Here is a 20,034-nt window from a genome sequence, read left to right on the forward strand (position 1 = left end):
GGACAAAATAATGCAGACTCAAACTCAAGTAATGTTGCCGGGCTCTAAGCTGTCGATAAAAAATGCAGTGATTGCGGTTATCGTCTTAAGCGTGCTGATGTGGGCATGGCGAGGGGCTGAAATGGCACCCATGATGTTCTTTGAACACCCCGAGAACATGGTGCAACTGGTGAAAGACTTCTTCCCGCCTGATTTTACCGACTTAGAGCTATACCTAAGCGAGATGATGGTGACGATTCAAATCGGTATTTGGGGAACGCTGCTGTCAATCCTTTTGGCTATCCCATTCGGTATCCTAAGTTCTGAAAACTTAATGCCTACCTGGGTGACCTTCCCGGTACGACGCCTAATGGACGGCTTGCGTGCTATCAACGAAATGGTGTTTGCCATGTTGTTTGTTGTCGTGGTTGGCCTTGGTCCGTTTGCGGGGGTGATGGCGCTATTTATTCATACCACGGGTGTATTGGCGAAGTTATTTGCAGAAGCCGTTGAGGCGATTGACCCAGGTCCTATTGAAGGGATCAAAGCAACAGGTGCTAACCCGTTTGAAGTTATCCTCTACGGCGTTATTCCGCAGGTGATGCCACTTTGGATTTCGTACTCATTGTATCGACTAGAATCCAATATTCGCTCAGCAACTGTTGTTGGGATGGTAGGGGCTGGTGGTATAGGTGTACTACTTTGGCAATCTATCTCGGGTTTTCAGATGCAAGAAACGGCAGCCATTATGTTCATTGTTATTGTTACCGTTAGCATCATTGACTTTGTTTCTCAGATTATTCGTAAGAAATTCATTTAACTTTCATTTGGCATTAATCAAAAAATAAATTTTTTAAGGTTACATGTCTAGATAAGTTAAAACGGAATTAAACCCAAGGACGAATAATGCGTGTTTATTTAGAAATAGCCAAGCAATTGGAGGACGACCTTCGCAATAAATACTCTTACGGTGATTATTTACCCTCTGAGTCAAAATTAGCTGCGCATTTTTCGGTTAACCGCCACACAGTAAGGCGAGCCATTGATGAGTTGGTTGCCGCAGGTTTAATTATGCGTCATCAAGGCAAGGGCAATATGGTGCTAAACCAGCCATCAGATTACTACTTGCACTCGGGGGCGCACTTTACAGGCAACTTACTCGAGCAGGGCTCACTGCCTAGGTGCGAAGTATTACAAGCTCGGGTGACACATGCCAGTGAGTCGTTAGCTAATAAGCTTAATTGCGAACAAGAACAAAAGATTATTCATCTACGCACGTTTAGAAAAATAAACGGTATTCCGCGAACTGTGATTGACCATTATTTACCGGAATATAGCTGGTGGCCTGTGCTGAAGAATTTTCAATCTGGCTCACTGCATCAATTTATTAAAAAAGAATTGGGTGTGGAATTAATTAGGAAAAGTACTCGGCTACGTGCACAAGCGCCAAATACTGAGTATTGCCGATTGTTAAAAATTAATTCCAGTATCCCGCTACTTAAAATACGAACCACGAATGTCATCAAAGGAAGCGATGTAGTCGGCGAATATTCAAGCTCGCATACACGTTCCGATGTCGTTGAATTAGTCATGGAGCACTAAATGGACACGACTGACCAGAGAAAAAACTGGATGTCAGTAGTTGCTAAAGCCAATTTTGATCAGCTTAAGCAACATTGGGAAACCCTAACACTTAATCCTGAGTATCAGGTAATTCGCCCAGCTGAAATTGGCCTAGCGCAGGTTAGAGCACGGATGGGAGGCACAGGGCGTCAGTTCAATGTTGGTGATGTCACTATCACCCGTGCAGTCATTCAACTAGCCAGTGGTGAAATGGGTTACAGCTACCTTCAGGGGCGAAATAAACAGCATGCTGAGCTTGCTGCTGTTATTGATGCCATGTTGCAAACCGAACAGCATCATCGCGACGTCATGGAGCTCGTCATTACGCCTTTGGCTGCCAATAAGCAAGAGCAAGAAACGCTGAAGCAGCAGCAAGTGGCGAGCAGTAAAGTGGACTTCTTCACCATGGTTCGTGGCGAAGACTAACAGCCGAGATAGGAAAACGGAGAAAAGAATGAGTCATATTACCTCGGCTTTTAAGGATGCCGTACATGATAGCCAAGCGTGTTTTCGTCGCTTACTCACTGCAATGTCAGAGCCAGGGCGTGTTGTCGAGCTAGATCGTTGCCATGGCTTTGGTGAAATGATGCCAGCAACTAGCCAAGTATTACTGGCAATGGCAGATAACAGCACACCGCTGTGGTTATCTGCGCACCTACAGCAAGATGCTGCGGCTGTTGAGAACATTCATTTTCACACCGGTGCATCAACCAGTGCTGTTGAGAGCAATGCCGCATTTGCGGTTATCAGCCAGCAAGATCTGCAGCAAATGGAGCAACAAGCGCTGTCTTTCAATGAAGGTGACGAAGAGTACCCTGATCGCAGTACTACAGTGATCATCGAAACTGACAGCGTCGACTCTGGCGCAAGCTTTGTCCTGAGTGGTCCGGGCATTAAAGATCATACCCAAGTCCAGCTGGGTAGCTTGCCAGCCTGGTTGCAAGTGCGCTTGTGTGAGCAAGCGGAGCAGTTCCCGTTGGGGCTCGATTTTATCTTTGTATCGGGGCAGCAGGCCGTTGCCATTCCACGTTCAACATCGGTGGAGGTAGCACCATGTATGTAGCAGTAAAAGGTGGCGAAAAAGCGATTAAATCCGCCCACCAACTTCAAGCCCACAAACGCCGTGGTAACACGGATCTTGCTGAATTGCAGGTCGCGCAGATCAGTGAACAGCTAAGTGGTTCGGTAGACCGCGTGATGACCGAAGGCGGTATCTACGACAAGGAACTGGCGGCACTGGCTGTTAAGCAAGCCGCGGGTGACTTGGTTGAGGCCATCTTCTTGTTGCGAGCTTACCGCACAACGCTACCTCGCTTGGCGGTGTTATCAGCGGTGAATACATCTGACATGAAGATTGAACGTCGTATCTCGGCCACTTACAAAGATTTGCCGGGTGGCCAATTATTAGGGCCAACATATGACTACACGCATCGCCTATTGGATTTCACTCTCCTTGCTGAGGGGGATTATCCTGCGCCTAGCCAGCATGAAGACCCACGTGCAGAAGCAGAACAAGAAGCTTGCCCTCAGGTGATGGGGATTTTGGAAAAGCTTGATTTGATGGTGACCGAGGACGACAACGGGCAGCAGCCTGATGATATCACTATTGAGCCAGTGAACTTCCCATGTGATCGTTCAGCCCGCTTGCAGCAACTGGTTCGCGGCGATGAAGGCTACTTGTTGGCACTGGGTTACTCAACCCAACGAGGTTACGGCCGGAACCACCCATTTGCGGGGGAAATTCGCTCGGGTCAGGTGAGTTTGTCACTGGAGCCGGAAGAGCTGGGTTTTGAGATCGAGATTGGGGATATCGAGCTTACCGAATGCCAGATGATCAACGGCTTTGTGGGTAGCAAGCAAGAAAAGGCCAAACTGACCCGGGGTTATGGTTTGACCTTTGGCTTTACTGAGCGCAAAGCGATGTCGATGGCATTGGTCGACCGTGCACTTCAAGCTGCGGAATACGGTGAACCTGTTGATGGCCCGGCGCAGGATGAAGAGTTTGTCTTGGCACATGCCGATAACGTTGAAGCCGCAGGCTTTGTTTCTCACCTGAAATTGCCGCATTACGTCGACTTCCAATCTGAGCTGGAGTTACTGCGCAAGATGCATAAAGAGTATGACGAAGTGAACGAGCAGCAGGCGAATGTTCAGCTAAAGGGTGAGGGTAAGTAAATGGTGCAGGGAAACACAAGCATGCAAACGTCGAATTCGCAAAGCACAGAAGCAAACAGCGTTAACCACGGATACAACTACGGTTACCTTGATGAGCAGACGAAGCGAATGATCCGCCGCGCACTCCTTAAAGCGGTGGCTATTCCGGGGTATCAGGTACCGTTTGGCGGTCGAGAAATGCCAATGCCTTACGGTTGGGGTACGGGTGGTGTTCAGCTGACAGCCACCATTGTTGGCCAAGATGATACCTTAAAAGTGATTGACCAAGGTGCCGACGATACCACCAATGCGGTCTCTATCCGTGAGTTCTTCAAGACAGTCGCTGATGTGAGTACCACAGAAACCACGACTGAAGCGTCGATTATCCAAACGCGTCACCGTATTCCAGAAATAGCACTGCAAAAAGATCAGATTCTTGTCTATCAAGTGCCAATCCCAGAGCCGCTACGTTTTATTGAACCGCGTGAAACGGAAACCCGTAAAATGCACGCGCTACAAGAGTACGGGATCATGCACGTCAAACTGTATGAAGACATTGCCCGTTACGGTCATATTGCGACAGCTTACGCTTATCCAGTTAAGGTAAACGATCGCTACATTATGGACCCATCGCCAATCCCGAAGTTCGATAATCCGAAAATGGACAACATGGCAGCACTGCAATTGTTTGGTGCAGGACGTGAAAAACGTATTTATGCCATTCCTCCTTACACCAAGGTAAATAGCCTCGATTTCGACGATCACCCGTTCGAGATCCAGAAGTGGGACGAGCCTTGTAGCATTTGTGGCTCAACCGAAACGTTCCTTGATGAGGTCGTGATTGACGATGAAGGTGGCCGAGTCTTCGTATGTTCTGACACCGATTACTGTCGTCAGAACCTAGAGCAGCAAGCTGATCAAAACCAAGCTATTGCAAGTGCACAAGCAACAGAAAGTGCTAGCGTGGCGCAATAAGGTAAACCGAAATGAATGATGGAATGAACACAGTGAATAACCAGGAACAACCGCTTCTTTCGGTGAACAACCTCACCAAACTGTATGCCCCAGGCAAAGGGTTCTCGGCAGTGTCGTTTGATCTCTATCCGGGTGAAGTGCTCGGTATTGTCGGCGAGTCAGGGTCGGGAAAAAGTACCTTGCTACAAGCGATTTCAGGGCGCTTGCAACCTGACAACGGCGAAGTTCTGTATTTACGCGGGGATGCTGATAGCCAGCTAGCCCAAGTAGAAGATTTGTACGCAATGGCAGAAAGCCAACGCCGACATCTATTGCGTACCGAGTGGGGTGTTGTACACCAGCACCCGATGGATGGCCTCCGTGGCCGTGTATCTGCTGGGGGCAACATCGGTGAGCGTTTGATGGCTGTAGGTCAAAGCCATTACGGCGAGATCCGTGAGCAGGCAGAGCAATGGCTGGGTGATGTTGAAATACCCGCTGAACGAATTGATGACATGCCAACGACGTTTTCCGGCGGTATGCAGCAGCGCTTACAAATTGCCCGCAACTTGGTCACTCATCCTAAGTTGATTTTCATGGATGAACCAACAGGTGGCCTTGATGTTTCTGTGCAGGCCAAATTATTGGATTTATTGCGTCGTTTGGTCACGGAGTTAGAGCTTGCCGTTGTCATTGTTACCCACGATCTTGCCGTTGCACGTTTGCTGGCTCATCGCCTCATGGTAATGAAGCAGAGCAAGGTAGTTGAAACCGGGCTTACCGACCAGGTGCTAGATGACCCTCAGCATCCCTACACCCAGCTACTTGTTTCGTCGGTTCTACAGAATTAAAGGAAGTTTCAGGCATGAATAAGCCAATGATTAAAGTAAATAATGTCAGCAAGACCTTCATTCTGCATAACCAGAACGGCATCGAGTTGCCGGTGTTGACCAACGCAGAGCTAACCGTCAACCAGGGTGAATGCGTAGTGCTTCACGGTCATTCCGGTTCTGGCAAATCGACCCTACTGCGTGCTCTGTATGCCAACTATGTGGTGGATGAGGGGGAAATCAGTATTCACCATCAAGGTGAGTGGGTAGATATAGCATCGGCAACACCGCGTGCCATCTTGAATGTCCGTCGTGACACCGTGGGCTGGGTGAGCCAATTTCTTCGCGTTATTCCTCGTATTAGCGCACTGGAAGTCGTCATGCAGCCAATGCTGGAGATGGGCGGTTGCCGTGAAGAAGCAGAGCAAAAGGCGGCCATGCTATTAACCCGACTCAATGTCCCACAGCATTTGTGGCACCTTGCGCCAGCAACATTCTCGGGTGGTGAGCAGCAGCGCGTTAACATTGCTCGCGGCTTTATTGTCGATTACCCAGTGCTTTTGCTTGATGAGCCAACGGCATCGCTGGATGCAACCAACAGCGCAGTGGTCGTGAGCTTGATTGAAGAAGCAAAAGCCCGTGGTGCAGCGATTGTGGGTATCTTCCATGACGAAGAGGTGCGTAGCCAAGTGGCTGATCGCCTCTATGAAATGAAACCCACCGTATCAAACACATTAGAGCAAGTGGCGACAACTCAGGTTGCCTGATAGTCAGTGAAAGGGATCAACAATGATTATTACCAATGTCAATCTGGTGCTTGAAGATCAAGTGGTGAACGGGTCACTAGAAATTGAAAACGGCGTCATTAAAGCCATGTCGGATACCGCCAGTCAATTGCCGCAGGCATTTAACGGTGAAGGCGGTTGGCTAATGCCGGGGCTGATTGAGCTTCATACCGACAACCTTGAAAAATACTTCACGCCAAGACCGAAAGTTGATTGGCCTCCGTTCTCGGCAATGAGTGCTCATGACGCTCAGCTGGTTGGCTCGGGCATTACAACGGTACTTGATGCAGTTGCTTTGGGTGATTACCGTGAAGGCGGCAAGCGTCATGAGAATCTTGACCACTTAATCGAAACGGTTGTTGAAAGTCAGAAACGTGGTGTGAATAGGGCTGAGCACTTTTTGCACCTCCGCTGTGAAGTGCCGCACGAAACCACCGTGGATATGTTCGAGCGTTATCGTGATGTACCGGCGGTGCATCTAGTTTCGCTGATGGATCATGCACCGGGTCAGCGCCAGTTCGTGAATGTTCAAAAGTACCGTGAGTACTACCAGGGCAAATATAAGTTCAGTGATGCGCAAATGTTCCAGTTTGAAGCGGAGCAGCGTGCCCGCTCAGAGAAGTGGTCGGGTGCGAACCGCGCCGAAATTACTCGCCAATGCCGGGAGCGCAATATCCCGATGGCGAGTCACGATGATGCTACCCTTGAACATGTGGCTGAGTCCCATGAATTGGGGATGGTGATTGCCGAGTTCCCAACCACGGTTGAAGCGGCAACTGCGTCTCATAATCTGGGGTTGAAGGTGATGATGGGGGCGCCAAATGTTGTCCGTGGCGGTTCGCATTCCGGTAATGTTGCTGCTCACGAGCTAGCGGCATTGGGTGTGTTGGATATTCTATCGTCAGATTATTACCCAGGCAGTTTGCTCGATGCCATCTTCAAACTCACTGATGATGAACGTAACCAGTTAGATTTGGCTGCCGCCACTCAGCTAGCAACCGTGAATCCGGCACAAGCTTTGCAACTTGATGATCGCGGGGTGATTGCCGAAGGAAAGCGTGCTGACTTGGTACTTGCCCATCACTTACATGATCACACCTATGTAACGCGTGTTTGGCGAGAAGGCCGACAAGTCTTCTAAGCGATGAATACGAAATTAAGATAAGAAATTATGTTCTGGCCTGGAGGGCAGAGTGAAGAATAAGAGTGCAACGTTGTTTTATCTCATTGGTGCCTCCGGCGCAGGCAAAGACAGTGTTTTGCATGCCATGCGTGAAATGTGGCCCGATAAACTGATGGTTGCCCATCGGTATATCACCCGGGCGGCAGAGGCGGGCGGGGAAAACCATGTGGCGTTGTCAGAGAAGGAGTTTCTGCAACGCCAAGAAAGTGGTCTATTTGCTATGAGTTGGCAAGCGAATGGATATCGCTATGGGGTCGGGGCAGAAATTGACTTGTGGTTGTCGCAAGGTAGGGACGTTATCGTCAATGGATCCCGAGCCTATCTTGATACGGCAATTGAGCGCTATGGCGACAATCTTGTGCCAGTTGTTATTGATGTAGAGCCCGCTGTGTTGAAACAGCGGCTTTATGCCCGTGGCCGAGAGAGTGAGCGTGAAATTATCAAGCGACTCGATAGGGCAGAGCTTTATCGACGATTGTGCCCAGCGAATGGCATTGTGGTTGATAACAGTGGCTCGTTGGAAAACACCATGATGCAATTTTCTAAGGCATTGTCGGCGTCATTATCAACAGAATCATCGAGCTAACTTACAGTACATAGGATACATACCATGAAATTGACGGCAATCGGGACTGGAAATGCCCGACACCTGCCAGTGTATGGCTGTCATTGCCAGGCTTGTGAACGCGCGAGGCTCAAACCCGAGTATCGTCGTAGCAAAACATCTGCCGTGTTGAGCCACAACAATAAGCAGTTGTTGATTGATGCGAATGCCGATGATTTGATGACTCGGTTTCCGGCTGGCGATATTGATCGTATTTTATTAACCCATTACCACATGGACCATGTTCAAGCGCTGTTCGACCTTCGGTGGGGGCTCAATATGACGATCCCGGTTGATGGGCCCGATGATCCGAATGGGTGTGACGATTTGTTCAAGCACCCGGGGATCCTCGATTTTCAGCCGCCAAAAGTCGCTTTTGACCCCTTTCAATGGCAAGGCATTACGATCACCCCACTTCCTATGCTGCACTCAAAGCCATGCTTCGGTTATTGCTTTGAGCTAGGGGAAAGAAGCATTGCTTATTTGACGGATACGGCTGATTTACCTCTAGTAGTGAAAGAATGGTTAGTGGCAAACCCGGTCGACCTTATGCTGATAGATTGTAGCTTTCCGCCGGTTGACCGCGATAACGGTGAGCAGCCACAAAACCACAATGATGTGGTTTTGGCTAAGCAACTAAAAGAAGAATGTCGAGTCGCCCAAATGGGACTGATTCACATTGGCCACAATTTAGAAAGCTGGGCAATGGATAATCCCGATCACTTTGATGACAGCTTCTTTTTAGCAGCTGATGGACAGGAATTTAGCTAATGATAACCAAATCACAACCGCTATCGCCGACACTCAATGCTGAGCCAAGTGTGTCTGAGAGCAGTAAACTTCACAATACGAAACTGGGTCGCTGGGTTGAAATTAGTGATCGCTGTGTACTGAATAATGTTGAGGTTGGGGATTATAGCTATATTCAGAATGATTCTAACTTGATGTTTACCGAAGTGGGTAAGTTTACCTCTATCGCAGCCAGCGTCAGGGTGAACCCAAGTAACCATCCTTGGTGGCGGCCAACACTGCATCACTTTACTTATCGGCCTGGCAAGTACCAGCTGGGAGAGAATCCGGCGGATCTGGATGACGAGGTGTTTGCTTGGCGGCAGGAGGATAAAGTTTTGATCGGCCATGATGTTTGGATCGGTCATGGTGCGATTATTCTGCCGGGAGTGACTATTGGCAATGGCTCAATCGTGGGGGCAGGAAGTGTTGTCACGAAAGATGTACCGCCGTGGTCGATAGTGGTTGGCAACCCAGCTCGTGTACTAAGGCCAAGATTTGAGGACGCTTCAATAGGCCCTCGATTAGAAGTTGTTGCCTGGTGGGATTGGCCTGACGAGAAAATTAGCGAGAACCTTCACTTGTTCCAACAAGATGCTGATGTTTTTGTCTCAGAGCTTGAGGCGCTTGCTTAATTGGTCGCGATGAATACATAGTAGATAGCGCGGGTATCAGGTTTTGATAAAGAAAAAGCCAAAGGCAGTGCCTTTGGCTTTCGTTGTTTGGTAGTGGCAACCTTGCTTAGAAGTGAAGGCGAATGACTGATTCGGCTACACAACCAGGGCGACGGACACCTTCAATCTCAACAGTCAGTACTTGAACGATTTCAAGGCCGCGTTTGATTGGTGTTACTGATTGGATCTTGGTTGTTGCACGAACACGGTTACCAGCTTTAACTGGGTACGGGAAGCGTACTTGATTCATTCCCATATTGACCGTCATTTTTGCGGTAGGGAACTTTTGGTTTTCAGGGTCAACACTGTCTGTCAGTACAGAAAGCAATGATAGGGTTAGAAAACCGTGCGCAATGGTTGTTTTGAATGGCGATTCTGCAGCAGCACGCTCAGGATCGGTGTGGATCCACTGGTGATCTTCAGTAACGGCAGCAAACTTGTTAATGCGCTCTTGATCAACCATCAGCCAGTTACCTGTATGGATAACTTCACCAAGGGTCGCTGTTAATTCGTTGTATAGCGCTTCAGCTTCAGGCTTCATTACGATAGCTGGCGCTTTGGGTGCATCTTCAACTTGAGGTGCTGATTTTTCTATTACTTCAAATTTTTCAGCAACTTCAACAACAACATCATCGTTTGATGCTGCTTTTTTATCATCAATCAGTGCACCTAGTTGTGATTTATTCGCTTTATTAACGAAATCATGCCAGTGCTCACGCAGAGACGGTGAGACTAACTCTTTAAGCTCAAACGCATGAAAAGAAAACCCATCACGCTTTTGCATTAAAAAATCGACAACTTTCATGACTTAAGACCTTATTAAATACTGTCCTTAACCGGAGCAAGACGATGTATTGTAATGATTTATTGATATAAGAAAAGCAAAAACGTGTGCTGGATCTCATTTTTGTAACTATACATGACTGCTTTACGCTTATCTATCAATGTTTTAAGCAACTCATGCCTTTAGTGTAAAAATTCTAACCAGCGCTCAAAAATGACGCTTTATTCAGCTGGAATCTATTTTTCAGCGTACACATGTTCGCGTAATCTTATTATTTCCATGACATCTCAGCTAACACGTGTTCATTATTTCTAGCTTACACCTGTTCGCGGTTTACAAATAAAGACGGAGTCGATGGTAGCAAAAAAATACACTATTTTTTTACGACCTTAAAACAAATTAATCATAGTCCAAAATAAGCATTGTTTCCTGAATGTAGGTAAAATTATTAGACATCCCAACCTAAACTTATCACTTGGCTTAGCCATTAATCATAATGTTTCTCATTTGAGAGAAAAAGAAAGCCACCTCTGACCAACTACGCTTACTGTGGGCGTTCATCAAGGTGTTTCGATTGTGAGCAAATGGTTTAGGCTAGCTAGTTTTGTCTTATTGCTGACATTTTCTAATTTCAGTGCAGCCGCCAAGCATGATGAGATCGCACTGAATCTCGATAAATACGTTAAGAATGCGGTTAAAAAGGGCATACCCGGAGCATCGCTGGCTGTTGTGATTGACGGTAACATCCGCTTGTTACGCGGCTACGGGGTGACCAAAAAAGGGGGCTCCCAGAAGATAAATTCCGCGACTGTCTTTCCTCTGGCGTCAATTTCAAAGACTTTTGCTTCGGCAGCCGTCTCTATCCTTGTTGATAAAGGCATACTGGAATGGGATACCCATGTAGTGCCGTACCTCGATAATATTGAGTTCAGCGATGCTGAAATGGGCAGCGAGGTGACATTAAGGCATTTGCTATCCCATACCACTGGGCTTGTGCCACAGGCGTATTCAGATCTTCTTGAAGATAACGTGAAATACTCGCGTATCCTGCAGATGCTTGATAGGGTGAAGTTTGTTTGCGAACCGGGTAATTGTTATGGCTACCAGAACATTGTCTATAACCTAAGTGCAGATATGCTTAAACTCGCAGCGGGTATGGATTATCCCACCTTTGTAAAAGAGCAGGTGTTTATTCCTCTAGAGATGGATCATGCATCGTACGGGCTTGAGCAGTTCAAGGCAGAGAAAAATCGGGTGGTGCCACACGTAAAGGTGAAGTCAGGATATGCGCCAGTTAAGCCTGCGCCTTATTACTACCGTGTACCGGCTGCAGCTGGGGTGAACGCCAGCGCTCAGGACTTAGCCAAATGGATGCTGGCGCAATTTGGCTATAACCCAACCGTATTAAAGCCAGCGTCTTTAGAGCTGATGCACAAGCCCCACATAAGGGCCAATCAGTATCGCTACCGAGCAAAATTAAGCAATGTGTATTATGGCTTGGGTTGGCGTACCTTTGATTATAAAAAGATGACCGGGTTTATTCATCATGGTGGCTGGGTGAAAGGCATTCGTACCGAGATGCTGTTTAATCGAGATACCAAAACGGGCATTGTTTTTCTGACTAATTGTGAAACCGATGTCGCCCGTGATATCGTGTTGCACTTCTTAAAGCTCTACCAAGAGCACTATGGTTAGCCATCATTTAAACAGAGAGTATCCAAATGGGTAAAAAGCGTAAGCTGCAGCTCGTCGAAGCTGGGCAGCACGACATACAACAAAGCCAAGAAACTGAGCTTGGTCGTGGAACGATTAAAGACAACGCGTTGAAAGCGGCGGTAACGAGCCAGTTGTTTAGAACTCGCGTGGTGAAAGCGAAGAAAGGGAAGGGCAGCTTTCAGAGAAAGGGCAAGCACGCAGGACGAGAGTCCTATTCAATGGCAGCTTAACGATACGGTATTAGCTGCTATTGCATAGGACTTTTTCGTTGCTTAAGTTTTACTCCTTACTCCTTACTCCTTACTCCTTACTCCACCTTTCACCGTAGGCGGTACTGTAATCAGGCTTTGGTATCACATCCGCTAGTCCAGCGTCAGCTTTCAGTGGTCCAATTTTGGTCTGATAAGGGATATAGCCCGCCCAAGCAGGCACATCCAGATCTTCGGTATCATCGTTTACTTCACCATTGCTGATTTTTACAGAAGCTTCGGTTAATGGCAGTTTCAGCACCATCGTTGCCATGAGCTCTTTGGGATTGCTAAGCCGTATATCCTGTGTTCGGCCTGGCGCAATTTGTTCGATGAAGTGATTGAGCAATAGGTCTTTCTCACTATTATCATTAACCTGCTCGAATTGGCCGAACACTACGGCTGAGCGGTAATGGGCACTGTGGTGAAAGGCAGAGCGTGCCAGCACCCAGCCGTCAAACAAAGTGAAGGTTAGGCAGGTTTGGCCGCCATGTTTCAGGTTGCGCAGAAGACGGCTGTTGTTGGCGCCATGAATATACACATTGTCGTCTACTCGCCATGCCAGCATTGGAATAACGACAGGCCCTGACTCCTCAATAATGGCTATATGGGCAACCATGCTCTCATCAATGATCTGATAAAGCTGTTCATGGTCGAATACAGCTTTGTGGGCACCTTTCTTAATTTCTGTTCGCTTGGTCTTGGAAAGCATTGTTCTACCTTGTTCTTGCATGCGGATAATTGAAATTTAAAACCAAACTGGTATGTTTTTTAGTGCCAGTTTTTAATAAATAGTGGATCCAGTTATGCAGATGATAGAGGTGGGTGATTTGACGTTGAGTCCTGGTAAGGGCTCTAGGCAAAGCAAACTCTTTCATGCCATACGTAGCAAGATAGTGAGTGGATTATGGTCGAATGGTGGCAAGTTGCCTTCAACCCGCAAGTTGGCGCAAGAGCTGTCTTTAAGTCGTAACACTGTGATTGCGGCCTACGAGCAACTGGCGGCAGAAGGGTATATAGAAAGCCGACTGGGTTCTGGTTTTTACGTAGCCGTTGAGCTACCAGAGCAGTATATCGACGCCAATATTACCCCAACAGGCAAAGTACCGCAGACACCACACCTGAATGTTAACGCACCGTTTGCACCGGGTGTGCCTGATCTGGCTCAGTTCCCCCACGCGAAGTGGCAAAGGTTGCTACAATGCCATTCTTCTCTCACTTCTTTACTTGGGAGCCAGGATATTCAGGGTAGTAAAGAGCTTCGTATTAGGCTGGCAGATTATCTTGCATCAAGCCGTTCGGTTGTATGTAACTCCAATCGAATCATTATTACCTCTGGCGCTCAACAAGCCCTGTCCATAGCGGTAATGGCAACATTGAAACAATCAGATAGCATTCTGATGGAGCAGCCGGGTTATACCCAGATGGACAAAATCATTGCATTGCTAGGTTTGGACAAACAGGGGGTGAGGGTGCACGAGAAACAGGGCGTCGATATCGACGCGATTCTGCAAAGCCGATCACAGGCGGTTTATATTACGCCGAGTAATCAATACCCAATGGGCACAGCCATAACCACAGAAAAGAGGCTAAAGCTCATTGAGTGGGCAATGGCAGGTAACCGATGGATCATCGAAGATGATTATGACAGTGAATTTCAGTTTGCTCATCGACCATATACCAGTTTGCAGGGTCTAGCTGGCCAGATGGGGATGGACGGCCAAGTTTTGTATATAGGCTCGTTCAGTAAAGTGATGTTCAACAGTTTAAGGATTGGCTACTTGGTTGTGCCTGAGCATTTGGTTGAACCGTGCTTGATGATTAAAGACGCCTTATCGGGTGACACGCCTGGCCACACACAGGCGGCATTGGCTGATTTTATCCTTGAAGGTGACTTGTTACGCCACATACGCAAGATGCGCCGGCTCTATCAAGATAAGTATCAGCAGATCGTACGCTCCATTGAGTACTATTTGGGTCAGCATGTCGAGGTTATCAGCCAACCAGCTGGGCTGCATGTCACACTTAAATGGCAGCAGGGGATCGATGAACAAACGTGGGTCTCCCGAGCCAAAGAAGCGGGCATTATCATGCGGCCGTTGGCTTATTATGAGCACCTGCATAATGAGAATGTAAGGTCGTGGCACAGTGTAGTGCTTGGTTATGGCAACGTCGCGCTTGGCGACATCGACAGCCTTATAAGTTCGCTTGCCATGCTGTTTCATGCCAAGAAAAAATAGCTACCGAAGCATGTTTAAGCTGTTACGGCATACTCTGTCCTTAATGTTTGCACATTTTCTCCCAATTCCTTCCATATTCAACTCGTATCATTAATTCAACTAAACAACACGAGGCAGAGTGATGTTATTGAAGTTGATAGGTTGTATTTGTTTATTCGTCCTATGTGGATGCCAAAATGAAAACAGGCAAAAACTTGAAAGCCGCTCATACCGTGCCGTAACGGTGAAGGTGCCTGAAATCATTCCAGATTGTGAGTGTTTCGATAGTCTCGGAAAAATGATCAGCTGTAAGCTGCTTGGAAAATTCCATATAGAAGAGTGTGTAGATTAACAGGGAATCGTTATGACAAAGTATATTGCCTTATTGGTATCATTTTTCAGCATTTACCTTGCTGTAGAACTTGCAGACATATTAATGATTACCTTCTCATTAATAGGCTATTTTACGATTATTTTTGGCTTTATTATTGATTCTGTCACCAATCAAAAAAAAGATCTACATTGAATCTGAAGGCACTTAATAGTGAAGAGTGGTTCAGCCAGAAAATTAGCCAACCTAATTAGTTTCTTTTGATACTAATTGCAGTCAAGGATGAAAACATGAAGTACCTCGCATTAATACTATCTCTTTTTTGTGTGCTAATTTCACTGCTATTGAAAGAAAAAGCCATAACTGGCTTATTTATAATTGGTTTTGCGCTGTTAGTTATCGTTGCGGCAAAAGAAGCTGTTAGTTTAAGAAAGATGAAAAAGCAAACTTACTTTATATTTTATTAACCATCTTAATAACCACATATAAACAGTGTCTAATTGTTGAGCTCTGTCTATTATAATTAGAACAATTTGATTGGTTGTTGAGAGTCATGAAATGGATGCTATGATTCGTTCCTTAATATTGGCGATACAAAACCATATCCGCTTTCGGGCTATTTTAATGATAGTGGCGACAACATTGGTAGGTTCAATAACGCTTATCATGTTAACTAAAATAACGATGAAAGAAGGTTTTCTGCGCTATGTAAACAGTGAAGAGCAAGCGCGCGTTGAAAAGCTAACTGTTCAGTTGGAAAAGTATTTACCGGCCTATTTAGAAAGCGGTAGTAATCCATATAATTGGTGGCCACGACTAGTTAATTCCACATTGCCTGAAGGCGCTGAACACTGGCAACGGCCTGAATCACCGTTAAGTTCAAATTTTAAAGAACACAGTGCACTTAGGGGGGATAACCTATATCACTATACCATGATGTCTATGCGACCCTTCATGCCAGGAAGGGAAAGCGAAAGCTACTTTGCTAACGTGAGTTTTGATACCGATTATCATCGCCCTCCTAGAGGGGATTCATCAGCATTTGAGCATCGTTTAATGCTACTAGACGGCGATAAAAATCATATCATCGGTGCTCATCACCATCCTAATGAAATATTGTACCCGATATACTCAAATAACAAGGTCATTGCTTATTTAGGCCATACTCCACACCAAAAGCTATTAGAAGCGACAGAAGTACAATTCGTTCAAGACTTTAACGGTAGTTTATTATGGATTTGGGTCATATCTTGTGGAGTGACATTAGCAATGGCATACCCTTGGGCGCATGGGTTAATAAAAACAATAGAGTCATTTAATTCAAGTGTTCGTCAGTTAACCTTAGGTACATATAAAACGCGACTTCCTATCAAACGGCGTGATGAACTCGGTCATTTAGCATGTGATATTAATCATTTGGCCAAAGTGTTGGAGCAAAATGAAAAAGCCCGCCAGCAATGGATTGCTGATATTTCCCATGAATTAAGAAACCCGCTGGCAATAATGCAAGCAGAAGTAGAAGCGGTTCAAGATGGTGTGCGTGAAAATAGTGATGCAACAATAAAATCATTACACTACAACGTGATACATCTTTCGCATTTAGTTAATGATCTTTATGAACTCTCTTTAAGTGATATTGGTGCTTTAAGCTACAATAAAATCAAGGCATCACCCTTATCCATGCTCGAGCAGAGTGTAGAGTTATATCGAGACGCTTTTGAAGAAAAGCAACTTACTTTTGGCCTCTATTATGAAGGAGAGGCTGAATCGATGAGAAATCTGTTAATAGACTTAGATCAAAACCGAATTCAGCAATTATTTTCAAACTTAATTAAAAACTCGTTGAAGTATACCGACAGCGGGGGTGGTTTGGATATTAGGGCGCAGATGATTGGTGAGCATAAACTCATTATTTCCTTTAGTGACTCTGCGCCAGGCTTATCGGATAGTGAACTTTCACAGATTTTTGAGCGACTATACAGAACAGACCGATCTCGTACGAGACAAAATAATAACGGTGCGGGGTTGGGTTTGGCGATATGCAATAACATTGCTGATGCACATGGCATGACGTTATCTGCAGAGCATTCTTCAATGGGTGGTGTGTGTATGAAGTTGGTTATCCGCAAGGAAGTTTAATATGAACGATCATGTTTTAGTTGTAGAGGATGAGATACAGCTAGCAACCTTAACTGAAGACTATTTGAAAGCCTCAGGCTTTCAAACCAGTGCCCTTTATGAAGGATTATCGGTGGTGGAGTGGGTTAAAACCCATAGTCCAGATTTGATATTGCTCGATAGCATGCTGCCCGGCAAAGATGGTGTCGAGATATGTAAGGAAATACGCCAGTTTTCCCAAGTCCCGATCATCATGGTGACAGCAAAAATTGATGAAATAGACAGGCTGCTAGGCTTGGAAATCGGCTCCGATGATTATATCTGCAAGCCTTGTAGCTTAAGGGAAGTGGTCGCGAGGGTGAAAGCAGTGCTGCGCCGCCATGCCTTAGTACCTGAAAATCTAATCCAATCTGCAGAATCGAATAGTGAACCCGATATCATCCTGCAGCTAGATAAAACCCGCTATAAAGCCAAGTTACGGGGTAGGGAGCTAGACTTAACCGCGGTAGAGTTTGCCATGCTAGATATACTATCAGCCTCACCTGGGCGAGTGTATTCACGGGGCCAGTTAATGGAGGCCATCTACCGCGATAACCGTATCGTCAGCGAGCGAACAATCGACAGCCACATTAAGAAATTGCGCAAGAAGTTTACCGAAGTCCAACCCGATTATGAGCTAATTCACTCTGTATACGGGGCAGGGTATAAGCTGGAGTATTGATATATTAACTCCCATATTCTTAAGCTGGTCATGGTGATCAACACCATTGTTAATCATGGCCGGCCTTATCTCATTCCACGCTGCTGAAGGATCTTTTCAATTTCGGTGAGTTCTGCGCTAGAGACGGGCGCTTTCCAAGGGTAGCCATTGGTCATACGAACCGTTGCTTTAATCAAAGGGTGATCGAGAGGCAGTGCTGGGCTAGCGTCGGTACCTTCTTCAATTTGGTAGGAATCATGATGGTGATTGGTGATTTGCGGAAAGCCAACATTAATCGCCCACTGCAAAAGCATAAATTCTCGGATCAGGGCTTCTTCTTCGTCAGCGGCGCACAACAACTCGTTATCGATAACGGCTTGTTTTAGCGCACCTTCAAAACAGTGGTGGATATCGTTAGAAACGCCATTTAGCTTACTCAGCCACTTCTCAGAAGCTTTTGCCAGTAAGTCTTTGCTGTTAAGCAAGGTCATAAGCTGGTAGCCAAAAGGGTACAAATACATGGCTTCTTGAGAAACAAGGTTGATGGCGACAATTTTTGTTGGAAGTGAAAACGGCAGTGCTAGCACTTCTTCAATCACATTGGCGGCACGTTGTTCCAAGCGAACCGAAAGGGCAACTAAAACGTCTTCTTTAGATTGGATATGCTTATACACCGATCCCATCGATAGGCCAGCATGTTTGGCAATGGCAGACATTTTGAAGTCGATGAGCGAGCTTTCAAGAATGCATTGCGCAGCAGCATCCAAAATTAGCTGTTCTTGTTCGGCGATAGAGTACTTCGGTGCAGGCATAAGGTATCTTTATTCGAATGATATTCGTAAAGATGCTAATGAATCCAAACAGATGAGTCAACATTAAACGGCTTGGCTGTTATTAATTTGCTTAACAAGTCAACAAGTATAATTTCACTTTTATTCTTGATGCATTATCTTCTTGTTATTGAAGAATAATTCATATTCTCTGGTATCAATTTCCTTCCGATTTTAGTCTTGAGTAGTTTGACATCGAAAACCGACAAAACTAGCATTTAACTTGATTCGAATAATATTCGAATATAATTCGAATGCAATTCTTGTGTTGGTTGAGAGTAGTCATTGCGAGTAATGGACTTCTCAATGTTGGTTTTAGAAAGACGGTGAAATTATGAAAAAGAGTCGGTCTTCATACTCAGTATGGTTGCTGGTGGCTACCGGTTTAGTGAGCTTGATTGGTGGGTTGACCTATTACAAATATTCAGAAATAAAAACGGCCATTGAGTTTGCGGAATCCTTTCCAGAGCATTATGAAGTTGTTGAGCCAACCGTAGTTGAAGCAACTCAACATATCCCTGTCGTAAGTGTATTAGGTACTGCGCTGTCGCCGGAACAAACTGAGCTTTATTCTGAGCTTTCAGGAAAGGTGACAAAAGTGGCTTTTTTATCTGGTGAGTCGGTGGCTAAAGGGCAGTTGATTTTTCAGGTTGATATCAGTGAAGAGTTGGCGCGAGTGAAGTCGGCAAAGGCACGTGAAAAACACGCACGTTCTGTCTACATGCGAGCGAAAAAACTGCTTGGCACTAAAGCGATCAGCCAAGAAAAACACGATCAGGCTTATGCCGATCTCATTGTTATTCAATCTGAGATTGATGTGCTAAACACAACTATCGACAAGAAAACGGTAACCGCACCTTTTGATGGGGTCGTGGGGATGCATAACCTCAAGCAAGGGGATTTTGTTACTGCAAACCAAATGCTAGCCAGCTTTGTTGGCGTGACCGATACAATGTGGGTGGAATTTAGTGTTCCTCAGTTTTATCCCGAAATGTTTGTGGGCGATGATGTAGCCGTTCGAAATATCGATGCTTTGGGGCTTTCTCGCTACCAAACGGCAAAGATTATTGCGCGTGATACCCAAATAGCTAGCAACACCAGAAGCTTGCGTTATCGGGCAAAAGTGAGTCGAGAAAAAGTGGAATACACACCGAATACCCCGATGGAAGTGAATATTCCGGTTAGTGCGAATCAAACTGTGTTTAAGGTACCGCTGGCGTCTGTTAACCAAGATTTATACGGTGATTATGTGGTGCAGCTAATTGAACAGGATGATCAGCCAGGAGCTTACCGTGCGCAAAGACTGCCGGTTGAAGTGATTGCTGAAAGAGAGGGCTATCGATTTTTATCGCAAGGCGTTACTGGGGGAGAGCTAATCGCAGCGGCTGGCTCATTCAAATTGTACGACGGCCTTTTAGTGCGCACGCGTGCCAAGCAGCCTGGGCAATATAAACTTGAGCAAAATGAACAAGAGCAAGCCGAATCTTCAGCAATCGCGTTGGCCGGAGAGTAA

At 46.1% G+C, this 20,034-nt stretch carries 22 protein-coding genes and 1 pseudogene; 20 read left to right on the top strand and 3 right to left on the bottom strand.

Features of this window, described 5'->3' with window-relative positions; all coding sequences use genetic code 11:
- The first annotated feature begins 10 nt into the window (after positions 1-10).
- The 12 genes from phnE (at position 11) to C9I98_RS20150 (ending at position 9,536) form a co-directional block, all read left to right on the top strand.
- Positions 11-799 carry a phosphonate ABC transporter, permease protein PhnE gene (phnE, locus tag C9I98_RS20095; protein ID WP_107272409.1) on the top strand — a complete coding sequence of 263 codons (789 nt, stop codon included), beginning with the start codon at positions 11-13 and terminating at the stop codon, positions 797-799.
- A gap of 86 nt (positions 800-885) precedes the next feature.
- Positions 886-1,581, top strand: coding sequence for a phosphonate metabolism transcriptional regulator PhnF (gene phnF, locus C9I98_RS20100; protein ID WP_107272410.1), 696 nt, complete (start codon positions 886-888; stop codon positions 1,579-1,581).
- Positions 1,582-2,028: a phosphonate C-P lyase system protein PhnG gene (gene phnG, locus C9I98_RS20105; protein WP_036832186.1), complete on the top strand. Its 447-nt coding sequence runs from the start codon at positions 1,582-1,584 to the stop codon at positions 2,026-2,028.
- A gap of 28 nt (positions 2,029-2,056) precedes the next feature.
- Positions 2,057-2,665: a phosphonate C-P lyase system protein PhnH gene (gene phnH / locus C9I98_RS20110; protein WP_036832188.1), complete on the top strand. Its 609-nt coding sequence runs from the start codon at positions 2,057-2,059 to the stop codon at positions 2,663-2,665.
- A complete protein-coding gene (locus C9I98_RS20115; protein ID WP_036832191.1) occupies positions 2,656-3,777 on the top strand; it encodes a carbon-phosphorus lyase complex subunit in 1,122 nt (373 codons plus the stop codon). The genes phnH and C9I98_RS20115 overlap by 10 nt, the downstream gene beginning before the upstream one ends.
- Positions 3,778-3,798: 21 nt before the next feature.
- A complete protein-coding gene (locus C9I98_RS20120) occupies positions 3,799-4,731 on the top strand; it encodes an alpha-D-ribose 1-methylphosphonate 5-phosphate C-P-lyase PhnJ (RefSeq protein ID WP_051902712.1) in 933 nt (310 codons plus the stop codon).
- A gap of 11 nt (positions 4,732-4,742) precedes the next feature.
- Positions 4,743-5,561, top strand: a complete 819-nt coding sequence (gene phnK, locus C9I98_RS20125; RefSeq protein WP_036832194.1) for a phosphonate C-P lyase system protein PhnK — start codon at positions 4,743-4,745, stop codon at positions 5,559-5,561.
- 14 nt (positions 5,562-5,575) lie between these two features.
- On the top strand, positions 5,576-6,307 hold the full coding sequence (gene phnL / locus C9I98_RS20130; RefSeq protein WP_245907206.1) for a phosphonate C-P lyase system protein PhnL: 732 nt from the start codon (positions 5,576-5,578) through the stop codon (positions 6,305-6,307).
- A gap of 22 nt (positions 6,308-6,329) precedes the next feature.
- Positions 6,330-7,466 (top strand): alpha-D-ribose 1-methylphosphonate 5-triphosphate diphosphatase, encoded by a 1,137-nt coding sequence (phnM, locus tag C9I98_RS20135; protein ID WP_036832197.1) that lies wholly within the window; start codon positions 6,330-6,332, stop codon positions 7,464-7,466.
- Positions 7,467-7,518: 52 nt separating this feature from the next.
- On the top strand, positions 7,519-8,094 hold the full coding sequence (gene phnN, locus C9I98_RS20140) for a ribose 1,5-bisphosphokinase (RefSeq protein WP_036832200.1): 576 nt from the start codon (positions 7,519-7,521) through the stop codon (positions 8,092-8,094).
- Positions 8,095-8,118: 24 nt separating this feature from the next.
- On the top strand, positions 8,119-8,883 hold the full coding sequence (gene phnP / locus C9I98_RS20145; RefSeq protein ID WP_036832203.1) for a phosphonate metabolism protein PhnP: 765 nt from the start codon (positions 8,119-8,121) through the stop codon (positions 8,881-8,883).
- On the top strand, positions 8,883-9,536 hold the full coding sequence (locus tag C9I98_RS20150; RefSeq protein WP_036832206.1) for a DapH/DapD/GlmU-related protein: 654 nt from the start codon (positions 8,883-8,885) through the stop codon (positions 9,534-9,536). Before phnP ends, C9I98_RS20150 begins: the two co-directional genes overlap by 1 nt.
- Positions 9,537-9,642: 106 nt before the next feature.
- On the opposite strand, the gene C9I98_RS20155 is transcribed toward C9I98_RS20150, so the two are convergent.
- Positions 9,643-10,380 carry a MaoC family dehydratase gene (locus tag C9I98_RS20155; RefSeq protein WP_036832209.1) on the bottom strand — a complete coding sequence of 246 codons (738 nt, stop codon included), beginning with the start codon at positions 10,378-10,380 and terminating at the stop codon, positions 9,643-9,645.
- A 555-nt stretch (positions 10,381-10,935) separates the two neighbouring features.
- On the opposite strand from C9I98_RS20155, the gene C9I98_RS20160 reads away from it, so the two are divergent.
- Both C9I98_RS20160 and C9I98_RS20165 read left to right on the top strand, forming a co-directional pair.
- Positions 10,936-12,054: a serine hydrolase domain-containing protein gene (locus C9I98_RS20160; RefSeq protein ID WP_245907207.1), complete on the top strand. Its 1,119-nt coding sequence runs from the start codon at positions 10,936-10,938 to the stop codon at positions 12,052-12,054.
- Positions 12,055-12,080: 26 nt separating this feature from the next.
- Positions 12,081-12,293: pseudogene (locus tag C9I98_RS20165) on the top strand (alternative ribosome-rescue factor A); the annotation flags it as partial.
- Positions 12,294-12,375: 82 nt separating this feature from the next.
- On the opposite strand, the gene C9I98_RS20170 reads toward C9I98_RS20165, so the two are convergent.
- Complete coding sequence (locus C9I98_RS20170) at positions 12,376-13,035, bottom strand: pyridoxamine 5'-phosphate oxidase family protein (protein WP_036832214.1); 660 nt, start codon at positions 13,033-13,035, stop codon at positions 12,376-12,378.
- A gap of 94 nt (positions 13,036-13,129) precedes the next feature.
- Here C9I98_RS20170 and pdxR point away from each other — a divergent pair, with 94 nt between their 5' ends.
- The 5 genes from pdxR (at position 13,130) to C9I98_RS20185 (ending at position 17,712) form a co-directional block, all read left to right on the top strand.
- Positions 13,130-14,563 carry a MocR-like pyridoxine biosynthesis transcription factor PdxR gene (gene pdxR / locus C9I98_RS20175; protein WP_036832216.1) on the top strand — a complete coding sequence of 478 codons (1,434 nt, stop codon included), beginning with the start codon at positions 13,130-13,132 and terminating at the stop codon, positions 14,561-14,563.
- Between the two features lie 343 nt (positions 14,564-14,906).
- The gene (locus tag C9I98_RS26585; protein WP_158262702.1) at positions 14,907-15,068 is read left to right on the top strand and encodes a hypothetical protein; all 162 of its coding nucleotides are present in this window, start codon (positions 14,907-14,909) and stop codon (positions 15,066-15,068) included.
- Positions 15,069-15,163: 95 nt separating this feature from the next.
- Positions 15,164-15,340: a hypothetical protein gene (locus C9I98_RS26590; protein WP_158262703.1), complete on the top strand. Its 177-nt coding sequence runs from the start codon at positions 15,164-15,166 to the stop codon at positions 15,338-15,340.
- 91 nt (positions 15,341-15,431) lie between these two features.
- Positions 15,432-17,012, top strand: a complete 1,581-nt coding sequence (locus C9I98_RS20180) for an ATP-binding protein (RefSeq protein WP_107272411.1) — start codon at positions 15,432-15,434, stop codon at positions 17,010-17,012.
- A gap of 1 nt (position 17,013) precedes the next feature.
- Positions 17,014-17,712 carry a response regulator gene (locus C9I98_RS20185; protein ID WP_036830772.1) on the top strand — a complete coding sequence of 233 codons (699 nt, stop codon included), beginning with the start codon at positions 17,014-17,016 and terminating at the stop codon, positions 17,710-17,712.
- A gap of 65 nt (positions 17,713-17,777) precedes the next feature.
- Here the strand turns inward: C9I98_RS20185 and C9I98_RS20190 are convergent, their stop codons facing one another.
- Positions 17,778-18,503: a TetR/AcrR family transcriptional regulator gene (locus tag C9I98_RS20190; protein WP_036830770.1), complete on the bottom strand. Its 726-nt coding sequence runs from the start codon at positions 18,501-18,503 to the stop codon at positions 17,778-17,780.
- Positions 18,504-18,855: 352 nt separating this feature from the next.
- Between C9I98_RS20190 and C9I98_RS20195 the strand changes: the two genes are divergently transcribed.
- On the top strand, positions 18,856-20,034 hold the full coding sequence (locus C9I98_RS20195) for an efflux RND transporter periplasmic adaptor subunit (protein ID WP_245907208.1): 1,179 nt from the start codon (positions 18,856-18,858) through the stop codon (positions 20,032-20,034).

The sequence above is a fragment of the Photobacterium sanctipauli genome (assembly GCF_003026495.1).
Classification (GTDB): Bacteria; Pseudomonadota; Gammaproteobacteria; order Enterobacterales; family Vibrionaceae; genus Photobacterium; species Photobacterium sanctipauli.